This is a genomic window from Haloechinothrix alba (genome assembly GCF_900188115.1).
Classification (GTDB): domain Bacteria; phylum Actinomycetota; class Actinomycetes; order Mycobacteriales; family Pseudonocardiaceae; genus Haloechinothrix; species Haloechinothrix alba.
The window spans coordinates 235068-255894 of sequence record NZ_FZNW01000006.1 but is presented as its reverse complement, the minus strand read 5'-3'; the positions used below and the strand labels follow the sequence as shown (position 1 = coordinate 255894).

Annotated in this window: 13 protein-coding genes; 3 read left to right on the top strand and 10 right to left on the bottom strand. The window is 63.7% G+C overall.

Features of this window, described 5'->3' with window-relative positions:
* Positions 1-20: 20 nt before the first annotated feature.
* Positions 21-323, bottom strand: coding sequence for a transposase (locus CHB84_RS07745; protein ID WP_176439828.1), 303 nt, complete (start codon positions 321-323; stop codon positions 21-23).
* Positions 324-1296: 973 nt separating this feature from the next.
* Positions 1297-1647, bottom strand: a complete 351-nt coding sequence (locus CHB84_RS23450; protein WP_245818615.1) for a protein kinase domain-containing protein — start codon at positions 1645-1647, stop codon at positions 1297-1299.
* A 119-nt stretch (positions 1648-1766) separates the two neighbouring features.
* Here CHB84_RS23450 and CHB84_RS07735 point away from each other — a divergent pair, with 119 nt between their 5' ends.
* Together CHB84_RS07735 and CHB84_RS07730 are read left to right on the top strand one after the other, a co-directional pair.
* Positions 1767-2450, top strand: coding sequence for a hypothetical protein (locus tag CHB84_RS07735; protein ID WP_089300809.1), 684 nt, complete (start codon positions 1767-1769; stop codon positions 2448-2450).
* A 45-nt stretch (positions 2451-2495) separates the two neighbouring features.
* The gene (locus CHB84_RS07730; RefSeq protein ID WP_089300808.1) at positions 2496-3599 is read left to right on the top strand and encodes an XRE family transcriptional regulator; all 1104 of its coding nucleotides are present in this window, start codon (positions 2496-2498) and stop codon (positions 3597-3599) included.
* 45 nt (positions 3600-3644) lie between these two features.
* Here the strand turns inward: CHB84_RS07730 and CHB84_RS07725 are convergent, their stop codons facing one another.
* Complete coding sequence (locus CHB84_RS07725) at positions 3645-4829, bottom strand: McrC family protein (protein WP_089300807.1); 1185 nt, start codon at positions 4827-4829, stop codon at positions 3645-3647.
* Positions 4826-7024 carry an AAA family ATPase gene (locus CHB84_RS07720; RefSeq protein WP_089300806.1) on the bottom strand — a complete coding sequence of 733 codons (2199 nt, stop codon included), beginning with the start codon at positions 7022-7024 and terminating at the stop codon, positions 4826-4828. The genes CHB84_RS07725 and CHB84_RS07720 overlap by 4 nt, the downstream gene beginning before the upstream one ends.
* Before the next feature lie 263 nt (positions 7025-7287).
* On the opposite strand from CHB84_RS07720, the gene CHB84_RS07715 reads away from it, so the two are divergent.
* Positions 7288-8202, top strand: coding sequence for a DNA-processing protein DprA (locus CHB84_RS07715; protein ID WP_217898486.1), 915 nt, complete (start codon positions 7288-7290; stop codon positions 8200-8202).
* 104 nt (positions 8203-8306) lie between these two features.
* Here CHB84_RS07715 and CHB84_RS07710 read toward each other — a convergent pair whose 3' ends face one another.
* From CHB84_RS07710 to CHB84_RS07685, 6 genes are all read right to left on the bottom strand, one after another.
* On the bottom strand, positions 8307-8510 hold the full coding sequence (locus tag CHB84_RS07710; RefSeq protein ID WP_089300804.1) for a DUF397 domain-containing protein: 204 nt from the start codon (positions 8508-8510) through the stop codon (positions 8307-8309).
* 10 nt (positions 8511-8520) lie between these two features.
* Positions 8521-9378, bottom strand: a complete 858-nt coding sequence (locus CHB84_RS07705) for a Scr1 family TA system antitoxin-like transcriptional regulator (protein WP_089300803.1) — start codon at positions 9376-9378, stop codon at positions 8521-8523.
* Between the two features lie 1055 nt (positions 9379-10433).
* A complete protein-coding gene (locus CHB84_RS07700) occupies positions 10434-12197 on the bottom strand; it encodes an ATP-dependent helicase (RefSeq protein WP_089300802.1) in 1764 nt (587 codons plus the stop codon).
* On the bottom strand, positions 12197-13915 hold the full coding sequence (locus tag CHB84_RS07695; RefSeq protein ID WP_089300801.1) for an ATP-dependent nuclease: 1719 nt from the start codon (positions 13913-13915) through the stop codon (positions 12197-12199). The genes CHB84_RS07700 and CHB84_RS07695 overlap by 1 nt, the downstream gene beginning before the upstream one ends.
* Before the next feature lie 36 nt (positions 13916-13951).
* Positions 13952-17974: an Eco57I restriction-modification methylase domain-containing protein gene (locus CHB84_RS07690; RefSeq protein WP_089300800.1), complete on the bottom strand. Its 4023-nt coding sequence runs from the start codon at positions 17972-17974 to the stop codon at positions 13952-13954.
* Complete coding sequence (locus CHB84_RS07685) at positions 17974-20820, bottom strand: helicase-related protein (protein ID WP_089300799.1); 2847 nt, start codon at positions 20818-20820, stop codon at positions 17974-17976. Before CHB84_RS07685 ends, CHB84_RS07690 begins: the two co-directional genes overlap by 1 nt.
* Positions 20821-20827: the final 7 nt, after the last annotated feature.

The window sequence follows — 20827 nt, the reverse complement described above, 5'->3', positions numbered from 1 at the left end:
GTCAACAAAGCGGTAGCGGGTCACTCGGTCGACTCCCTCACCCAGAAGGCCGTGGCTCGTTTGAGCAGGTCACGCTCCATGCGCAGCTTGGCGTTTTCCCGCTCCAGCTCCCGCAGCCGCGTGCGCTCCTCGGTACTCAGCCCCTCCTGCTGACCGCGGTCGATGCGGGCCTGCTTGACCCAATTCCCCAGCGTAGAGTCATAGATACCCAGGTCACGGGCCGCCTCGGCCACCGACTTGCCGCCGGTCAGCACCAGCTCCACGGCATCCCGCTTGAACTCCGCCGAGAACTTCCGGCGAGCTCGTCGTTGCCCTTCGGTCACACGGACACTCTCCAATCAACTCGAGTGTCCAGTCCAATGGGGGAAGGTCACTGTCGGCCTGTGCCCACCAGCATGAAGCTGCACCATCAGGTGTCAATGCCCGCGTTCCCCGCTCGGCTACACCGCGCCAACAGGTGCGGCGAGTAATCATCCAGCAACCGGTGAACGCTCAGAACGTGGCTGTCATCGGGCGCGACGACGTTGGCGCTGGCCTGGCACCGTGCTGGCCACACGCGGCCACCGCACGCTTGAGAGCAGCGGTCTTGCGGCCGGCCCGGACGGCATTGCCGTACCGGGAGTGCTGCACCTCGACCAGTTCCGCTTGGGCCCTACACAAGACAGCGCGGTAGACGCCGTGCGGCCCTACCGCAGTGCGGAGTAGGTGTTCACGTCGCTTCTGGTGAACAACCCTCCATGCGGATAGCATGTTGACCTCATTCACATTTCATAGCTAACCTGTTCTCGTTCACGACTTCGCTTCGCACGACGCCCGGGCGGGCCTCATGTCGCCGAACGTCGCTACCGCGCGCAGCACCGTGCGCTCGACCGGCTCCGTGCCGAACTCAACCGTCGGTACGGCACCAACCATCTCTATCCCACCGGCGACGACCGGCCAAGCAACCCAGAAGGTCCCCACGTACGACAACGACCCCGGCGCCGCACATCCGGTTGCCCCCGAAGAACCGGAACCACCGTTGCGGCGACCCCGCGTTCGAAACCGACGGCTGCGGCGAGTGGCGGCGCCAGTAGGCCCGCACCGCCAGTCGGGTGTGAGTTCGGTGTGCCCTAGCTGTGTGCCTGCCGATACGGCGGGTTGGTCGCCGGCAAGAGCTTGCTCCACCAGTGACTGCATGACGTCGTCAAATCCTGCCGGTACGTCAGGTCGGAGTTTGCGAGCCCGTTCCGGTGTCGCATCGACCTGCTAGTTCATCACGGCATACGACGTGAAGCCGGTGAACAGGTGCCGACCGGCCTACATCTCGTGCAGCGTGCAACCGAACGCGTACGGTTCAGTCTGCGCTCGGCTCATGGCTGCAAGCACCTGCTCGGGAGCCATACAGGCAGGTGTGCCGATGTTCTGTCCCGAGCGGGTGATCTGGGACATGACCGCGAGGTCGAGCGCGACCGCCAGGCCGAAGTCGAGCACCTTGACGGTGCCATCAGATTCGAGCATGAGGTTGCCGGGCTTGAGATCGCGATGCACAAGGTAAGCACAGTGCGTTGCGGACAGCACCGAGCAGGTCTGCGCAGCGATCGCGGCCGCCCAGCCGAGCGGCAACCGCTGCAGCTCGAAGCGGCCATGGATCACTTTCCGGTGAACCACAGACCTCCCAAGTAGGCCATCCCTATAGCTATCACACTCTGTCAGGCGACACGCCGGATCGGTTATGACATCGCCTCCTCAGATGCGGTACCGTTTTCATAAGCACTGGAGGAGGCGCTGTGCTTGAGTCTGCCGCGAACAACCGGCCCGATTGGATATCCGAAGCCGATCACGGCACCGACACGGTCGATGCGTTGCTCGCAGAGCTAGGGATTTCGCGTGAACCTCTGAGCAAGGCTATCCGGGCGGGCGTGACGGAGCGTCGGCGCGCCACCTCGTTCGAGCCCACAACGTCACCTGGACTGCGTGACTGGATCGGACGCGTCGGCGCCCTTCGCGACGACCTCCACGCCACAGGATGGCAGCCCATCGACCCAGCCAACGCGCCCATGGCACGTCGACCAGACGGGAAGGTGTTGCTCGGCGTCATGCAGGGAGACGAAGGAACCGGCAATCTCCATAGCCCGTTGAGCAGCACCTATCCCAAGGGGGTGACCATAGCCAAGCTCACCATCAGCAACAACTCCGTGAACCAACCGCTCCCGGGCCTCGACGAGCTTCTGGGCACCGCAGAGGTCGACGCAATGAAGGTGTGGTTCCTCGTCACCCGCTTCAAGAACGGCGAAGCCAACGGCAGCGGAACCGTGCATGCCGAACTGTCGCAACCTGCACCAACGAGCTCCGGAACGAACATCACCGAGTGGGCGAAGCGATGCTGCTTCTCTCCCTTTGAGTTCGAGCCCGCGATCGAGCCAGAGCCAACCGAGCCTCTCGGAGTGGATGTACCGGTTAACTGGCGTTGACCCGGTCAGAGTAACAGCGAGTAACTCTACGACAATGACGGCAATATGGTTACCCCGGAACGCATCAGCCTGGCACGCAAGCGCCGCAGCCTCACCACAGTCGAACTGGCGCGCCGCCTTGGGTTGAGCGCACAAAGCGTTACCAACTATGAGCACGGTCGGCAACAGCCGAGCGAGCGCACCCTCCAGGTGCTTGCTACCGAACTCTCGTTTCCGGAGGCCTTCTTCCACCAGCCTTGCTGCGACGAGGTGCCCGACGGTTCAGCGGCCTTTCGCGCCCGCAGTCAGGTAAGTCAACGCAAGCGCGCTGCCGCGCTCAGTGCCGGAACTATAGCCGCCGAGGTTAACGCGTGGCTCGAGAATCTCTTCACTCTGCCTGCCGCAGACATCCCCACACTGGAGCGACCCGACCCCGAGACAGCTGCGGACATGACGAGGGCGCGGTGGGGGTTGGGCAATTCTCCCCTACCCAACCTCATCCACCTGCTGGAAGCCCGGGGCGTTCGCGTGTTCTCCCTCCCTCGCGAACACACCGACGTTGACGCCTTCTCCTTCTGGCATCACGGCACGCCTTACATCATGCTCAACATGGCAAAGACACCGGAGCGCTCTCGGTTCGACGCAGCCCATGAGCTCGGCCACCTCGTGATGCATGGCGGCGCCAAACATGCCCACGGCCCGGTAGCCGAGCAGGAGGCCAACACGTTCGCGGGTGCACTCCTGATGCCCTCAACGAGTATCCGCGCCGCAATGCCGCATGCACCGCTACTCGATCAGGTCGTGACCACCAAGCGCCACTGGAGCGTATCAGCGCTCGCACTCACCTACCGTCTCCATGAGGTGGGTCTACTCAGTGATTGGCAGTACCGCAGCATGTGCGTCGAGCTGAGCCGGTGCGGGTACCGGAGTTCGGAGCGCCAGGGTATCGAACGCGAATCCTCCCAGTTACTGAGCAAGGTCCTGACCGCGCTCCGCCGCAGCGGGCGAACTATGCAGGATGTAGCCGCCGCCGTGCACCTCACACCGGACGAGCTCAGCTCGCTGATGTTTGGTCTTGTCATGATGTCCGTCGAGGGCGGCAGCCAGGCATCCGTGACGCCCAGCCAGGCTCGCGACAATTCGGCTGAACACGCGCTCACTCTCGTGTAGCTCACCGGGGATGTCCCGAGGTCCGCGGAGCTCCGGGACATCCTCCTACATCGGCAAGGGGTGCTTCGCGATCTCCGCGGTGAGCGCACTGATCTGGGCCAGCAGCTCGTCCGGCTGCTCCTGCAGGTCCAGCGTGTGGCAGAGAATCTCGATGCCCGCGTTGCGCACCACGTACCGGTCTTGTTCGGTGTTGCCTTTAGCGTAAACGAGATGCCCACGCGGCAGGTTGAGCGCCGTGCAGTAGGCGAGCATCTGGTACAGGTTGTCGTGGAACCCGCCGACTCGTTCGACTTTGTATTTCGCATCCACCACTGCCACTGGCTCGGCTCGCTCGTACCAGACCAGGTCCGGCTGCGTCGTCACCCGCCCGGCGGTATCGAGGGAGCACGTGGCCGGGCTGCGTGGTCGACCGCCGCGTGCGGTGATCTCCTCGCTGAGTCCGACGGTCACGAAGTCCTCGAACACCTGCGCCATGTTCACCATGAAGCCGTTGACTCGGGCGGAGCCCTGCTGGTGTTCCACCGAGGTGCCCCGCCAGACGAGCTCGGCTACGGCCAGCACCAGTTGGTACCGAGTGTTCAGCCGGGACGGCACCCAGCCGGGTAACGGCCTGCCGGGTATGAGCGGAGAGACGTCCGAGAGGCGCTGCCGCAACCCGCGCAAGCGCTTGCGCGAGTCGGCATCGACGCGCGGCACGCGCAGCATGCGGTCGATGCTGGCGCGCAGGATCTGGTTCTCGGGTATGTCGGTCGTGAACTCGTCGTAGCGCACCTCGAGCGGCATCGGCAGGCCGTGGTGCTTACGCAGCTGGTCGGCTTCTCGGAGCCGGCCGCGCAACACGTGGCTGGTGTCCTCGTACTCCCGGTAGCCCTGCAGCAGCCCCCGCGCCAACGCCCGCTCCGCCTGCCGCCACAGCGACTGCGCCAGGGCAGGCACCAGATCCTCGACAGTGCTCAGCCCGGCAGTGTCGGGGCGCCAGCCGCGCGGGGTGACAAGGTAGCCGAGCAGGAACAGCAACCGGTCAATCCGGATCTTGGGATGCACCCAGACCTCGATGTCGTCGATACACGCGACGCCAACCTTTCCGTTATCGCGGATCACCCAGAGGTCGGTGCCGTAGGTGGCGGGGTGGGCATCGACCACGCCAGATTCGGCCAGCGCGCGGCCTTCAGCCTCGGTGCACCGCAGCTCCACCGGTGCCCCGTTCTCCTCGAGCTCGACCAGTGTCATGGCGCACCCTGATCGCCGCTTGTCTCCCCGGCGACCACATCTTCGCCGAGGGCCTGCTCGCCCGCCACGTCTCGGGCAGGCGCGATGGCGCGCCGCAGCAGCTCCAGGTCGTAGCGGTCCGGCACATCGACCTGGTCGCCGTAGTGGTATTCCTCCAGCAGCGGCAGGATGTCGGTGCGCCACGTGCGGGCGAGGCCGCCTTCGCGGTGCACGTCCGACCGCATGAAGAACGACGGGCCGATGGCGAAATCGGGATCGTCGATGCGCCGGTTCAGCTCGTCGAGCAGGCGGGCGGTTTCGTCGGGCAGCTCATGGACGTCGAGCCAGCGGCCCAGCACCCCGCGGACCGGCGGCTCAGCTGGGTGCAGGTGGATGAAGGCGAACCGGCGCCGCATTGCCGCGTCGACCAGCGCAATGGATCGGTCGGCGGTGTTCATGGTGCCGATGAAGAACACGTTCGGCGGCAGCGTGAAGTCGGTTTCCTCGGTGGAGTACAACAGGTCGATCGAGCGGTCGCGGTATTCGAGTAGGAAGTACAGTTCCCCGAAGACTTTGGCGAGGTTGGCGCGGTTAATCTCGTCGATGATCAGGATGTACGGCGTGGAGGGGTCGTCGCGGGCGACCTCGACGATGCGTCGCAGCGGGCCCGGGTGCAGCTCGAAGCTCAGCGTGCCGTCCTCGGTCTTGACCGGCCGGTAGCCCTCGAAGAAGTCCTCGTAGGAGTAGGACGGGTGGAACTGCACGAGCTTGTACGCGTGCGCTTCGGTGAGGTGCGCCGCGAGCTGCTGGGCCACGTAGGTCTTCCCGGTGCCCGGCGGACCGTAGAAGATCAGCTGACGACGGTCCCGCAGCAGCTCGATGATCTCCTGCAGCCACGGTTGATCGAGATGTAGTGACCGGGCCAGATCCTCGGAAGCATTCGGCAGGGCGAGCTCGCGGGGTGGTACCGCCTCTCCTTCCGGCAGCAACATCCTTTCGATCGCCGGTAGCGCGTCGGTAAGGTCCACGACGTCGGCTTGGCTGCCAAGTTTGGCAGGGAGCGGTTCGGGCAGGTCACCGAACGCGATCGGCGCCTCGCGGTTGAGCCAGCTCACAGGCCGGCGCAGGTTGGAGTGGCCGTCCTCGGAGACAGTGTAGCTGGCGGGGCCGGTGATCGTCGCGCCGTAGATCTTGCCGCCCGAGGTGGTCAGCACCAGGTCGTCCGGTTTCATCTGGTTCAGGAACGCGTCGAACTCGGCGACCTTGTTCTGCCGTACCGCGTAGGCCTTGTGTTGGTAGTCGGTGGCCACGAACTCGCCCAGCTGCGCGCGGCTGACCGGCAGGTCGAGGGCACGCAGGTTCGTGGCGGCCAGCGACACCCAGCCCTGCGTCAGCCAGGTCGGCACGAGGTTGTGCCCGTCGACGCTGGACCCGCGCACCAGCCAGGCGCGCGTACCCGTGGACTCTGCATCGACAGCCGTATCGGCAAGAGCTTGCCGTAGCTCCTCGATCGTCACCCGCGCTGTGGGGTCGGCCTGTTCGACGGCGTCAAAGACGATTCCTTCGTCAGCGAGTTGCTCGCGCTGCGCGTCACCTCCCGCGGCGTCCGACCGGAGCGAGCCGTCGTCGGCCAGGACGCGATGGCTGTTGGTCACCCCACCGGCGCCGAAGAGATCGACGAGCTGCTCAGTCGGGACGTTGGTGACAGCGGCGACGTCGGACAGTGCTACCCAGGACCCGTACTCGACCGCCTCCAGTACTCCACTGACGTGCCGGGCCTGGCGGTAGAGGCGGTGCAGCACACGAGCCAGCTCGCCATCATCCTGGATGTTGTCGACCGCCGTCTTGCCTGCGGCGGTCAGCTCCCACCGGCCATCGTGCTTAACCATCCACCCAACGCGGTGTGCCCAGGACGATGCTCGATGCAGGTAAGTGCGATAGCGGTAGCCGCCGGAATGCGCGTACCGGTGCGTCTCGTCCGGGGTAAGGTCCACGCGCTCGGCGACGGCGGCGAGCACGTCGCCCGCAGCGCACGGCCCGTCGGCGCGACGCAACACGTCGAACATCGTGCGCAGTAGCAGGGGCCGACGCATGGTGCTGCTCCCGGACGTCGTGTTTTCCGTCGTTGCTCGGCTTCCCTTCGCTGCGGCCGAGGTGCTGACCGAGGCTTGTTCGCCGTACGGGTTCGGGAGCACGGCGTCGAACGGGTCACTCACGGATCTGCACCCCTTCGTCGAGGGTCATCATGGCGGCCCGGGGGTACCGCGTATTCGATCTCTGACGCGAGTTCGTAGTGCGCCCACCGTCTGCTCCCACGTTGGAGTACGAGTCCACGGCTGACGAGATCGCTGAGTTCATCATCCAGCACTGTACGTGTCCAACATGCTCGCTAACATGCTCATTACGGCGTCAGTGAGCATGCTAATGAGCAAGTCCGACAGATCGGGCCCGGTCGTGCGAGACCGCCTACGGTATGGGCATGACCTGCCCGAGCGAGGAACACATCGCCCTGGTCGCGCTCCTGCGCAGCCTCCCCAAAGGAACGAGCTGGTCTGATGCGACGGAGCGTGTACTGGAGCACGGCAGCGCGCAAGCAGCGTGGGCGAGCCGCGACGAGGGCGCGCTCCTCCCAGATCCAGCCACGCCCGACATGCTTTCGTCAGCTCGGTCGGACCTACACTCGTGGGCCGATCACGGCTGGCGCTTCCTCAGCATCCTTGATCCGGATTACCCCTCCCGCTTGCGGGAGATCTACCAGGCTCCACCCTTCCTGTTCGCCCGGGGCAGAGTGATGCCGGACGATCTGGCTGTTTCCGTGGTGGGATCCCGGAAGGCGTCGGAACGTGCTCGGGACATCGCCCGCCTCATCGCCGGCGACCTGGTAGAAGCGGGCATCACCGTGTTGTCCGGCCTAGCGGAGGGGATTGACACCGCGGCGCACGAAGCAGCCTTGGACGCCGATGGCCGGACGGTTGCAATCCTCGGGACCGGCATCTCGCGCGCGTATCCGGAGTCGAACCGCGAATTGCAGGACACTATTGCAGAAGCTGGCCTGGTGCTCTCTCAGTTCTGGCCCGACGCGCCGCCGCAGCGGCACAGCTTCCCGATGCGCAATGCTGTGATGTCCGGCTATGGCCGGGCGACAGTTGTCGTCGAGGCAGGCGAACACAGTGGCGCTCGTACACAGGCCAGGAAGGCTGTGGAACACGGTCGTCCCGTGATCTTGACCGACGATGTTGTCGCCTCCACCGAGTGGGCGAAGAAGCTGCAGGGCCGACCCGGTGTGCATGTCGCGACCAATCGCGCGGAGTTCATGCGGCATACTCATCAGGTGGTCGAGCAGGAGCGTGACGCCGAGCGTCTCTTCAATGAGCTGGTCGGGTCCGGTTGGTGACGGACGGACAGCACTCACAGGAGGCCATACCCGCATGCGGTGATGACCGACGCTCGCTGTCGTACGGTATATTCAGGCTACTGCCGGTGTACGTCTGTTGCCGACTACGCCGACAACCCGGCAATGAAGGCGGCCCAATGTTGCGGGGCGATCGTCAGTGCAGACTCGTCGGACTGGCTGCTCTTGCTATCGCGGACTCCGACCTGCGCGTCAGCGAATCGCACCTCTACGCACGTGCCAGTCGAGCTGCTGTAGCTGCTCTTAAACCAGTCGGTCTGCGGGGTGACATGTCGCGGACGCGAACTCATGCATGCAACTCTACCCCCTGGCGTACCGCCGGATGAGTTCCAGGGACTCTTGCCGGTCCAACCCCTGGGTTAGCGCTTGTGCGTGGGTCATGGCGAGATCGCGGACCTGCGTTTCACTCTCGATGACGCCTTGCGACGTGACGGTCTCTTGCCACGCCAAACTCGGTAGCTCAGCGCTAGCGAACTCGATCACATGGAAAGTGGATGCGCCGAGCACTCCGCCAGCGGTCGCCGTGAACGGGATCACCCGCAACTCGATCGTCTCCGGATACTTCTCAATCATGTCGGCGAGATACTCCAGCTGCCGACTCAGCACCTCCGTCCCGCCGATCTGCTGGAGCAGTGCAGCTTCGCTGATCACGGCCGTGAGCTGCAGCGGATCGTCCCCGGACAGTCGCTGCTGCCTCCGCATGCGCACCTCGACCCGCTGGTCGACCTCGACCTGGCGAATGTTGGCAAGGTCGGACGAGATGAGCGCGCGGGCGTAGTCGGACGTTTGCAGCAGGCCGGGCACGAGCAGGCTCTCGTAGGTCCGAATGCTTTCCGCGCCGTGTTCAAGCCCGTACACGCGCAGTAGTTCCTCACTGAACAAGGCCGAGTAGCGGCTCCACCAGCCGCGTTCCTTAGCAGACTCGCGTAGTGCAAGTAGTTCCTGCTGCTCGTCCTCGTCGAACTCGTAAAGTTCAAGTAGTGTCCTGAGCTTCTCCTCGGACAGGAGCTTGCGGTCGTTCTCGATGGCCGACCAATAGTTGCGCGAGAAGCCCAGTCGCGCGGTGATGGTCTGCACGTCGATACCTAGCTGCGCGCGTCGTCGACGCAGCCGAATACCCAGCTCCCATCGAGCAACCGTCGGGGACACCGGCGGCATCGCGCGTCCTCGCTTTCGACTGGAACCAGTACGACGATCGGATACTACATTGGCACCACACCCGTGAACCAAACCGTCCTATTGATAGGTTACCGTAACCGCGTAATACTTCTCGATATTCCGAGGTTGACCACGCAGAGGGCACGGCTTGGAGGGCACACGATGGGTACAGACCGGCGCGTAGGAGCCTTCGAGCGCCAGGTAGCCCGGTTGACGCGCGCACGCGCGCCGGACGCGTGGACCATCGACTGCCGCGATCGAGACGGGCACCGCTGCCTGCTTCTGGTCGACGTAACGGCGACCGGACTCTCTTTGGACGCGTCTGCGCCGGGCCCGTGGCATATCGAACCACTGAACGTAGGCGCACTGCGCGGCGTCCTGCGCGACGCCATCGTGCACCTCGATCGGACAGCTGATTCGCCTTAGCGACCCAGTCCACACCAACCACACCAACTATCCAGGATCGCTCCCGACTCAGTACCGCACGCGCACTGCCGACGGGCGCACACAGCCTCCCGGCCGGTGCGGGAGATGCGCTACCCCCAACCAGCGCCGCCCCGAATCCCCGCACCGGCCGGGGCCCCACCCGCTGCACCGACGAACGTGAATGCCGATATGTGCCACAGAATTGACTCGGATGGCGTCGTCTACGAATACCCCGACGACATACGCATCGGGGTCATCGACGCCGCGCGAGGCTCCATCGTGCTTGACGAAGATGTCGCCGAGCATGAGTAATCCTCAATGAGGATTCTGCCGCGCACTGCTCGTCAACATCCCGATTCTCAGCGTGCTAAACGTATAGCTCGTACCCATCCTAATACAGCGGAGTGGTACCCACGACTCGGCGACAACCTCACAGTTGCGCCTTCACATTACCACCGTCGCCTCACCCGCAACGTGCCACACCGGCATCGTTGACGAATCAACATAGATCAACAGCCGACCTAACCTCCCCCACCACCCCCTTCATTCCTCACTCTGACACCGATTTCGTGAACCATCCAGCTACTTCCACATAATCTAGCCGCCTATGCATTCCTCTCAATATGATATCACCTAACGAGTCCTATCTCCTTGAGGAATACGCTAGGACCCGCTGATACCCGCCTCTTGCTCCAATCCACATGACCAGAATAGTAGATGTGGACGCGATTGCGGGCACGCGTAAGCGACACGTAAAATTTACGACGCTCCTCGGCCATTTTTTTCGCGTCTCCGATGGAACCAAAATGCGGCACGAGCTTTTGGTCCATACCGAGTATCATTACGGTGTCGAATTCAAGACCCTTACTCGACTGCATCGTAGTGATCTCGACGCGGCCGGTCGATCCGGAACGCTCACCGAGCTCTCGGACTGTCAACTCTTTCAGCGCACCATTGGTGAGGGCTGACTTCATCCGCGCGATCTCCTGTGCGTCATTAACGAGTGCTGGCCGTTTGAGAGCCGTGCTGAGGCCGGCATCGAGTATGTCACCCAGGAATCGATGGGCACGCTCGTCACCACGAACTGCATACTCCGCCAACACCGTCGTGAGCGCCGTGTCGTTACGGATTTGATCTCGTTTTCCGCAGAGACCCCGCCACCGGCTCAGGAGTTCCCCGAGCCGGTGCTTGCTAAGCTCACGCCCACGTACAGCCCAAGACGCGCAGCCTTCGACGAACGAAGTTGCTTCGGTAAACCGATAATGTTCGGCATTGCGATAAAAAACGGGAATATTGCATTGCCGAAAAATATCCGCGGCTTTCGCGCAAAGCGCGTTCGTCGGGCATATTACGACAATTTGCTGCAGCACGGATCCTTCATTAGAGCTATCCAAAACCCTACTAGCCGCGTGCTCACATTGCTCGCCGAATCCTTGCGGACAACAGGTCACAGTGGCAGTCCCACCTTCGTGGTTACCAATCACTGACGAATCGCTCTGTTTCATGTTGTGCGCCATTCGAGCGATCTCTTCGCCGCACCTGTAGTTCCGTTGCAACGTAACGGTCTCCACGTCATGACGCTCGGACAGCTCAGCCAGAAACTCTGGCTCAGCTCCGGTAAATCCGAAGACGGCTTGGTCAGGGTCACCGACAGCAAACAGTTCCGATCCGTCGTCTTGCTCGAAACATAGTGCTCCGACCAACCGGTGCAGACCTGGCGCCAGGTCCTGGTATTCATCGACATATAGGTGCGGGTACCCCGCCATGAGCGCGGTACGCACCAGTTGGTGATTCTCAACAAATTCGACCGCTATGTGGACAAGTTCGGTGAAGTCGATAAGGCCCCGCTGGTGCAGGTTACTCACGTAATGATCGGCAACTGCGCGGATTCGTCGGTTAGTCTTAGCCCACTCGACGTCGGTGGCAAGGCGATTGCGCAAGACGTTGATCGTGGATTTGACGTCGTAGGTTTTCTCGTCTTCCCTATATTCCGACCTGACCGCCGATTCGAATGCTTCGTCGATCTCGGACGTCCCGGCGATGGTCACATATTGCAGATCCGCGCGTCCGGCCAACGACGCGAACGGCAAGACTATGGCGTTCAAGACGAAACTATGGACGGTTCCGATGAACAGGTTACCTTCACGACCCGGCCCAAGCAGGCCGACGCGGTCTCGTAGCTCAGCGGCAGCGGCATTAGTGAGCGTCACACAAGCTGCACCATGTGGACTCGCAATCCTAGTCGCCAGGTCGTACGCAATCCGGGTCGCAAGCAGCTTCGTCTTCCCGCTGCCGGGTGGCGCAAGGACAACGCAGTGCCCCTCGGTGAGGAACGCCTGCCATTGGCGCTCGTTTGCTCGTAATTCGTTGACCGCGGCAGTAAGTGATTTCATTACGCCACCAGGTACCTCAGAGCGTCGGCTACGTACTGCGGCGGCTGCACCTCACACAGACAGAGCCTCTGTGCGTACCGGCCCTTACCACCAACGGCCTTGATCATCGCCATGAGGTCGTCAAAACTCGGCGCCTGGTTGCCCCAACTCGCGATAGTATGTTTCGACGAGCCGGTGGCAAGTTCGGCGAGCGTCTCGTTGCAGACAACGGCATTTGCGCTGTCCGCGGTGATGATGTCGTACTCCAGCGTGGTTTCGCCGACGAATACACCGCATTCGGCCGGGTCGGCACCACTCGCCCCCAGTATCTCCAGCAACGCTGCGGCACGGCGATCCCCTGCTCGCTCGCCAGAGTTATTGACGTCACCATCGGTCATTACTGACCACGGGATTTTTAGTGCTTCACAGAAGCGCACATAAGACGAGTAGTGAGTGCCATGGATAGCGCAGACGCTAATACCCAACTTGTCGAGATCCATGCCAAGCGCGCGTGCGAACACGGGCACAAGAACCTGTTCGGCGAACCCTTCGACAAAGATTACCCGGCGCCCGAACACGAGCTCCGCTCGCGTAGCATCCAGGTAACGGGCCATGTCGTGCCACTCACTCTCGGTGAGATTGGCGTCTACCGCCGTTGCTGCGACTGTAGCACGCTCGCCGCTCCTCAGCACGATCAAGCTCCTCGGGTCAGCAACACTGGCGATGTGCGGCGACTGCGTCGTGACAAAAATCGTACGAGGCGCAACATTGGTGTCGAATTTTCGCCGGAATATCACCCGCTGCAAATGCGGGTGGAGGTGTGCTTCAGGTTCTTCGATCGCCATGACGACATGAGCTATATGCGAGTCAGCTAAACGCGAATCGAGGCCAAGTTCGAGCAACGCAAGATACAATACGTTGAGCGTGCCAAGGCTCGCACTCGACAATGGCCGGTGAGCATCACCATCAATGTACAGGCGCACCGCACGAATCAGCCGCATGGGGTCCTCGGGCGCCACCGCTAGCTCGGTTTCGATCGCCTGATTCTCACCGATCATTGCGATCAGGCGTTCCGTAATTTTGTGTCCTAGATCGGTGATCTGTTCAAGCTGATTGACCTGGCTGTTTGCGTCGCGGATCGCCTGCTTTACATTATCTAGGTCCTCTTCCGACAAGCTGCGCGCAGCCACCTCTAGTAACTCACGCAGTGGTGAGGATCGCCAGTTTCTGATCGCAGACTCAACATCGCGCAAGGCAGGCAGGAACTGCAAGTGCAAGTGTCGTCGTAGCTTGCGCGAGACCGGCTGGTCTCCCGCTCCGAGCACCAGACCCTGATACTCAGGTATATCGGCTGGGTCCTCGTCACCAGTGTCAACGGGTCCGAACCTGTACGTCAATTGAGCCTTCGGGGGGTCTTCTGCTACCAAGGCGGATGATAGGGCAGCAAGGAGTTGTTTGTCGTCTTCGAATTCGACGATTTCAATCGACACTTCAATGATTTCGCGATTTGCCATCGGGTCCCAGTCGGGCGTACCGTCAGATAATCCATCCCAGAAATCTTCACGGCTCAACTGTAAGTCATTATAGGAAAGCGAGGAGTCGAGAATAAGACGGATCGCGTGAAGGAAGTTGCTTTTTCCAGACTGGTTCTCACCTACGATCACGCTACCTGGCTGCAAATTCAGGTCAATATTGTCGATATTCCTGAAATTCCTGACCTTGACGCGGTTGATATGCATCGATACTCCCGGGCAAGACTGAATTATTCGGCGTTACTACCTGTCCGATAGATCCAAATGGCGCGGACCCTTTCCAGGCGCAGGGTCAAGTCTGGATTTATACGGTTCGCCAGCCGCAATGGCTTCGGACATACTGTCGTAGATGGCGAGTATCAGATGTTTGGAGCGGTATTCACCGTAGGAATATTGCTCTTTTTGCTTTACGATCGGGAATGTCTCCATGATGTATTGAGCGTCGTTACGTTGAACTCGGTATAGATGGAAGTAAGCTGCGTCTAGCTCTGCGTGTAGGATCTCCCGTCGAGCTGGGCACCATCGAAAGGGCGCACCGGTGTCGCCGACGTCATTTGCGAACGCCGCCAGATCGATTGATGTATAAATTAATTCTAGAACGCGCCGAGTTACCCAGTCTTCTAAAGATTCGTCCAAACTCCACGGTGCCTTTTCCGGAAACCCATCCGGATGAAGCGCCGGCAGCTGCTCGACGGTAGATTGCGGAATGCTCGGCTGAATTAGGCTATTGCGGATCAAATAGTCGAATATGAACGAGTTGTATATTGATGCCAGAACTAGCATGCCGACAGGTTTCGGCCCTGCTGAGATGATCCAACCGTAAGATGCGGCTCCCCACGGAAGAATGGTGGCTACGCAGGTACGTTCATCAGTATTTCGTGCGACACGGCGAAACCCAAGCAGGCCAGTGTTACATGCGAACTTGCGACGACCGAGTCGCTTCTCCGTTTCAATTTCGGACACCCAGTATGCGGGGCGAACGAGGAAGTCGCTGTGATCCAGATCCTCTAAGGATGACTCATCTCCGTCCGAACTGCTGAATCTGTGATTGTATTGGTGGCCCATTCGTCCTTCGTAGAGCGGCACCATGCGGTCCTCGCCGCGGGTGAAGATGTTGCCTTCGAGGGTCCAGCCGGCGTGTTCGAGGTCCTCGCGGGTGTGGAACAGGTGCGAGTCGCTCGTCATGTTGAACAGGCCCTGCATGAACGACACGCCCCACGGGTTGCCGTTCTCCGGGTCGTTCTCGTTGACCAGGACCGGAACCCTCCGGTAGATGCCGAGGGTAATCTCGGCGTCGCGGCGGGAGCGGAATACCGGCAACGTGCCGGTATTCGGGTTGAGGAGCTTGATCTCCTCCGGGCTCAGCGAGAACACCACGTCCGGCTTGGCGAGGTCGGCAACGTCGAGGGCGAAGAACGCGAACCGGGCGTTGGTCTCGCGCACCGCGCGCCCGGACATCGTGAACAGGCAGAATTTGGTGCGGCTATCTACGTCAGGGAAGATCCCCTTGCGGTTCTCAAAGTCGTAGAGTGAGGCGATGCTCTCGGTCTCCACCAGGTCCCGGAAGAAGTGCTGCGTCGTCGCATCGGTGGCGATACCGGTGGGCAGCACGACACCGGCCCGGCCACGCTGCCCGATGATGGTGCGGTCGTTCTCCGCGAAAGCCGCATACGTGTTCAGGCGCCCTCGTCCAGTCAAAGGGTAGCGTCCAGAATTGCGGATAAGATGGGCGGTGCTTTCCACCCGGCGGTACGTCGCAACGAACGAGTCGTACAGGGCGCGGTCGGCAGGCTCGTCACTCCGAGCAAGCGCCTGAATTAGCTTCTTCCGTTTGGCTCCTGACGCGTTGGCGATGCTTGGTTCCCGCGTATCGAAGAACTCCTGTTCCTTGAACTCAATCTTGTCCCACGGCGGGTTGCCGAGGACACAGGTGAACCCGCCGGACCAGCCGGTGTCCGGATCGACGTCGCCGTCGTCGGGAACCTGGAAGATATGCGGGAACTCCAGGTGCCAGTGGAAGAACCCGTAGTCCTGCGCGAGCTCGCGCACGCGGGTGGCGATACTGTCCGGTATGCCGTCCTGGCCACCGGCCCGTAGCAACGCGCCTTGGGTAATGGCCACGGACTCGGTGTCCGCGGTCTTCGGCTGCACGAACGCGGCACACCAGGTATCCGCAGCCAGTTGCGCACTGCTGCGCTGCCGTTCGACGTCGTCGAATCGATTCTGCTGACGGCGCACCTCGGCCAGGGTTTCCGGCGTTGCGAGCACGCTCGCGGTCGCGCGCGCCAGGGCCGCGTTGGTCGTGCCGACTCCCTGGCTGAACAGGTCGAACACTCCGGCCCGCTGTTCCTTGTTTGCCTTCGTCAGGCGCTTCACGACGTCCTTGCTGTCGCCTTCCAGCGCCTTGAAGGCCTCGTTCGGGATGCCGTCGGCGAGCAGCTTCGGGGCGACGCCGAGCAGGGAGTTGCCGACACGGATATTGGCGTCCAGGAACGACAGCGGCTTTCCGGGCTCCATCGCCTCCAGCCACAACGCGACCTTGGCGAGCTCGGCGGCCATCGGGTTCATGTCCACACCGTGTATGCAGCGGCCCACGACCCGGCGCAGCGCCGCCTGCACGGCACTTGGCGACGGTTCCGCTTCTTCGGTTTCGAGCGCGGCGACGCGTTTGGCGATGCGGCGAGCCGCCGCCACCAGGAAGTGTCCCGAGCCGCAGGCCGGGTCGCACACGGTCACGCTCAGCAGCGACTCGACCGGATCGTTGGCCCGCTGCGCCTCGTCCAGCAGCGGGTCCAGCGCCGAGTCCAGCAGCGACTGGATCAGCGAGCCGGGCGTGTAGTACGAGCCGGTGAGCTTGCGTTCATTACCGGCCGCGCCGTGTAGCGTGAACGTCAGCCGCTGCGTGTCGATTTGCGGATGCAGCTCCAGCAGCGATTCGTAGACACTGCCGAGCTCGTCCGCGCCGAGGTTGCGGAAGTCCACGAGGCGGCGTTGGCCGCCGCCCTTCTCCCGCACGATGGTCAGCGCGCGCATCGCGCCGAGCAGCGCCTCGTTCGGCAACTCCGCGCGCCGCTTGCTCGATGAGGGATCACCCGCGTTCTCCAGTGGTTCGTCCACGGTCATCAGGTCGAACAGACCGCCGAGACCCGGCAGACCCAACTTGGGGAGTCCGTCCTCGGCAGCGAGACCATCGAAGACCAGGCGCACCGACTGCCACAGATCCCCGTGCCGGTCGCCGCGCCGCCGCCGGCGCGCCAGCTCGCGGAGCCGGTTCGCCGAGAAGTACCGCTCGTACCGGTCGCGCGCCTTGCCGTCCGCATACGGATCCAGCAACGCCCCGCGCGCCTCGGTGATCAACCAGAACAGCAGCCGATACGCCACGCGCAGCAGCGCTCGCTGATAGTCCTCCTTGCTCAGCCGTCCGGACGCGAGCGCCTCCCGCAGCCCCGCGTTGTCCGGGTGCTGCAGAAAACCTGTGCCCAGTGTGGTGAGCGCTTCCTCCACGCCCTCGCGGAGCCGCTCCAGCGCCCGCGTGCCCTGCTCGGCGGCGGCGTTGCGCCAGGTCTCCAGCCAGCACGACTCCGGCCCGGCACCCTCAGCGACGTCGAAGCGGGACTGGTGCACTAGCAAGTAGAGCAACACGAAGTCGCTGAACAGCTCGCCGTCGAAGATCGCTTCCAAGTCGAACTCAACATAGGCCGAGCCGGTCAGCGAGGTGGAATCCCGCAGCAGCCGCAGTCGCTGGCCGTTCGCGACGATGCCCCACAGGTACTCATCAGAGCGATTCAACAGCTCCTGCAGCATTGACTGCGGCGCCGCGCCCGCGGCACCCGCGACGCCCTTGGTGCGGCGGTCCAGCGCGATGCCCCAGCCCAGCAGGTGGATCGGCACCGGCCCCCAGCGGTGGCTGACCGGGAACTGCTCCTCATCGGAGTCGCCCACAGCGAGTCCGCCGCTGGGCGTGGTGGGCACGCGGCCGAAACCGAGCTCGCGCAGCAGGATCAGCAGCCACCGTTCCCGGGTGATCCCGGTCGTCGGCGCGCTCTCCCCGAGGTTGTCGATTTCCCGCCGGTAGGCCTGCCACACGCCGGTCAGGTAGTCCCAGGCACGTGAGGCTGCCTGCCGCAGACCTTCGCCAGGCGCCAGGTGGTAGTCGGCCGGTCGCAAGCCATCCAGCTCGCTCGCGTCGATGACCTTGCTCAGCAGATCCGACGGCAGCAGGTTGCCGGCGACCTGCACGGACGTGAACTGCGAACCGCTGCTCATCACTGGCCCCCTACCGCGATGGGAAGATACACGTACACGCCGAGCACATCGGCCGGTTTATGGGGTTCGACTCTCAGCTGCCGACGCACGCGCTGCCCGGCCGACTCCCGCACACGCAAGTGCGAGTCGCGCAGCTTGGCCGCCAGTTCGTCGGCTTTCGCGTTAAGTGCGTCCATCAACGCCGGGACGCCGTCGGTCGCGCGGGTGATGAAATCCCGCGCCTGATCCGGCGGGACGTTGCCGCCCGGCTGCGCCTGCAGCAGCGCAGTCACCTCATCCTCATCCAGCCACTGCGGATCGTCCGGCCTGCCGCGGAACGCCAGCACCTTCGCCTCTTCGGCCACCGCGGCGCGCGGCCCCGCGCGCCCGGGGATGGTCATGTGCATGCGGAACCGCACCAGCAGCGCGGTGGTCCTGCGTGACACCGCGTTCGTGCGCAGCACGCCGCACCGCCGCGCTGGGCGGTAGCTGTCCTCGATGCTGAGATCCAGCGCCGTGTCGAGCACGTATCCGGCGAGCGCCCGCACGTTCGGGTCGGTGCGGTCGAGATGCGCATGGCGGCGTGGCACCGGCAGGTCCCGGTGCATCGGCAGCGGTTCCTTGCGGTCCGGGGTCAGCGCATCGCGCAGGCCGTTCGGCAAGGTCTCCGTGGTGGCGGTGAATCCGCCGTCGATCGGAGTCCGTGTGGAGCCCAGCGCGTCCAGTGCTTCCGCGACGAAACCTTCCACCTCGTCCGAGGTGCCGAGCGCGGCGCGGATCTCGTCGAGCTCGGCCTGTACCTCGCCCGGCTTGATGCCGTGCTGCGCGTACTTCGTCTTCGAGGTTCGTTCCCGGTCGGCGGCGCTGTCCCACTCGCGTTCCAGCTGTTGGCGGTGCTCCTCGCCGATGCCGTCCAGGACCAGCTGCTCGGACTGTCCGCGGCGCAGCAGCACACCTTCCAGCACGGCCTGGACAACCTGGTCGCTGCTGTCCGGGACGGGCACCGACACCCCGAGCGCCTTGCGGATCTTCTCGTGCTTGCGGATCAGCACGTCCAGCACCACACCGTCGATCGGGTTGTCCTGGCCGTAGATGGTCACCGCGCGCACCGTCTCGTTCGGCTGGCCGAACCGGTCGACGCGGCCCTCCCGCTGCTCATGGCGGGTCGGGTTCCACGCCAGGTCGTAGTGCACCACCGCCTGGAAGATGTCCTGCAGGTTCACGCCCTCGGACAGGCAGTCGGTGGCGACCAGCGCATGGCGTCCTTCGACGGCGCCGAGCGCGTGCACGCGGGCTTCCCGCTCCGCTGGCGGGAGCGATCCGGTCACGCAGCGCACCTCGGCCGTATCGGCGAGCTCGTCCGTCAGGTACTCGGCGACATACTCGGCGGTGTCGATGAACCGGCAGAACACGATCGGGTCATACCCGTCGGCCAGCAAACCCTGCACCGTGCTGATCACGCTGGCGAGCTTGGCGTCGTTGGCGGTGCCCTCCAGTTTGTCTGCCTGCCTGGCCATATCCAACAGCCTGCGGCGGTGTGGATCCGCCGAGCCCGCCTCGTGGGTGTCGTCGGCACCGGGGGTGGCATCGGCCGATTCCATACCGGCGTCGTCGTAGGCCGTGTCCATAACCGCCGAGCGCCCCAGCTCGTCGGCTTCATCCGGGGTTTCCGCCTCCACGTTGCGTGCCCGCGTGCGCAACGTGGCCGCCGCGGCCCGAGGCGAGGACGCCAGGGCCCGCAGCAGCGCCAGCGCCGACCAGTACCGCACGCGCTGGCGCACCGTGCCGCCCTCGGAATCGCGCACGACCTCGTAGGCGTAGTCCAGCACCGTGTCGAACAGCTTGCGGTACGGGCTGGCCAGCGCGTACGGCTCCTCCCGGGTCAGCCGGTCCTTCGGGAATGGCGTGCGTTCGTCGAGGAAGTTCCGGATATCGCCGCGCTGGCGCTGCACGAAATGCCGCGCCAGGCGCTCACGGCCCTGCTGGCGCTCGAGATCGATCGTGGCCAGCTCCGGATCCAGCAGGCCGAGCAAGTTGCGGAACCGCTCGTCCTTGCCGCTATGCGGGGTGGCCGTCGCCAGGACCATGTGCCTGCTGGTGTCTGCCGCGAGCTTGCGCAGCAAGTCGTAGCGTTGCGTGCGGCCGCTGCCGGGTTGACCGTCGCCATCAGTCACGCAGCTGTGCGCCTCATCGACGATCACCAGATCCGGACAAGCCCGCACGAACTCGTCCCGCCTACGCGGTGACTTGATGAAGTCGGTGGAGATCACCACGTACGGGTGCTTGTCGAACAGCGTCTCGGTCTGCATGAGGTTGCGTTCCAGCTTGGTGACCGTGCTTGGCAGTACCAGCTCCGCGTCGATGCCGAACTTGGTGCGCAGCTCCTCCTGCCACTGCTCGGCCAGTGCGGGGCTGCACAGCACGGCCAAGCCGCGGGCATCGCCCTGGGCCAGCATCTCGCTGGCGACCAGGCCCGCCTCGATGGTCTTGCCGATGCCGACGTCGTCGGCGATCAGCAGCCGCACCACCTCCTGGCGCAGCGCCATCAGCAGCGGAACCAGCTGGTATGGACGTGGCTCCACCGCGAGGCCGCCAAGCGAGCGGAACGGGCCCGCCGTGGAGTGAAAGCCCACGCGCAGCGCCGTGCGCAGCAGCCCGGCACTGATCGCATCACCGGCGTCGTCCGGCTCGGGCGGTGGAAAGGTGGCGGCCTCGACCTCCTCCAGCTCGGGGAACACGCCCGCGACATCCGCATCTGCCCCGCCGAGCGGGCGCAGCACCAGAAACTCCGGTTCCGACTCGGGCAGCACTACCCACTCGCGCCCACGCGAACGCACCAGCGAGCCCGCCTCATAGCTAACCGTCACGCTGTCT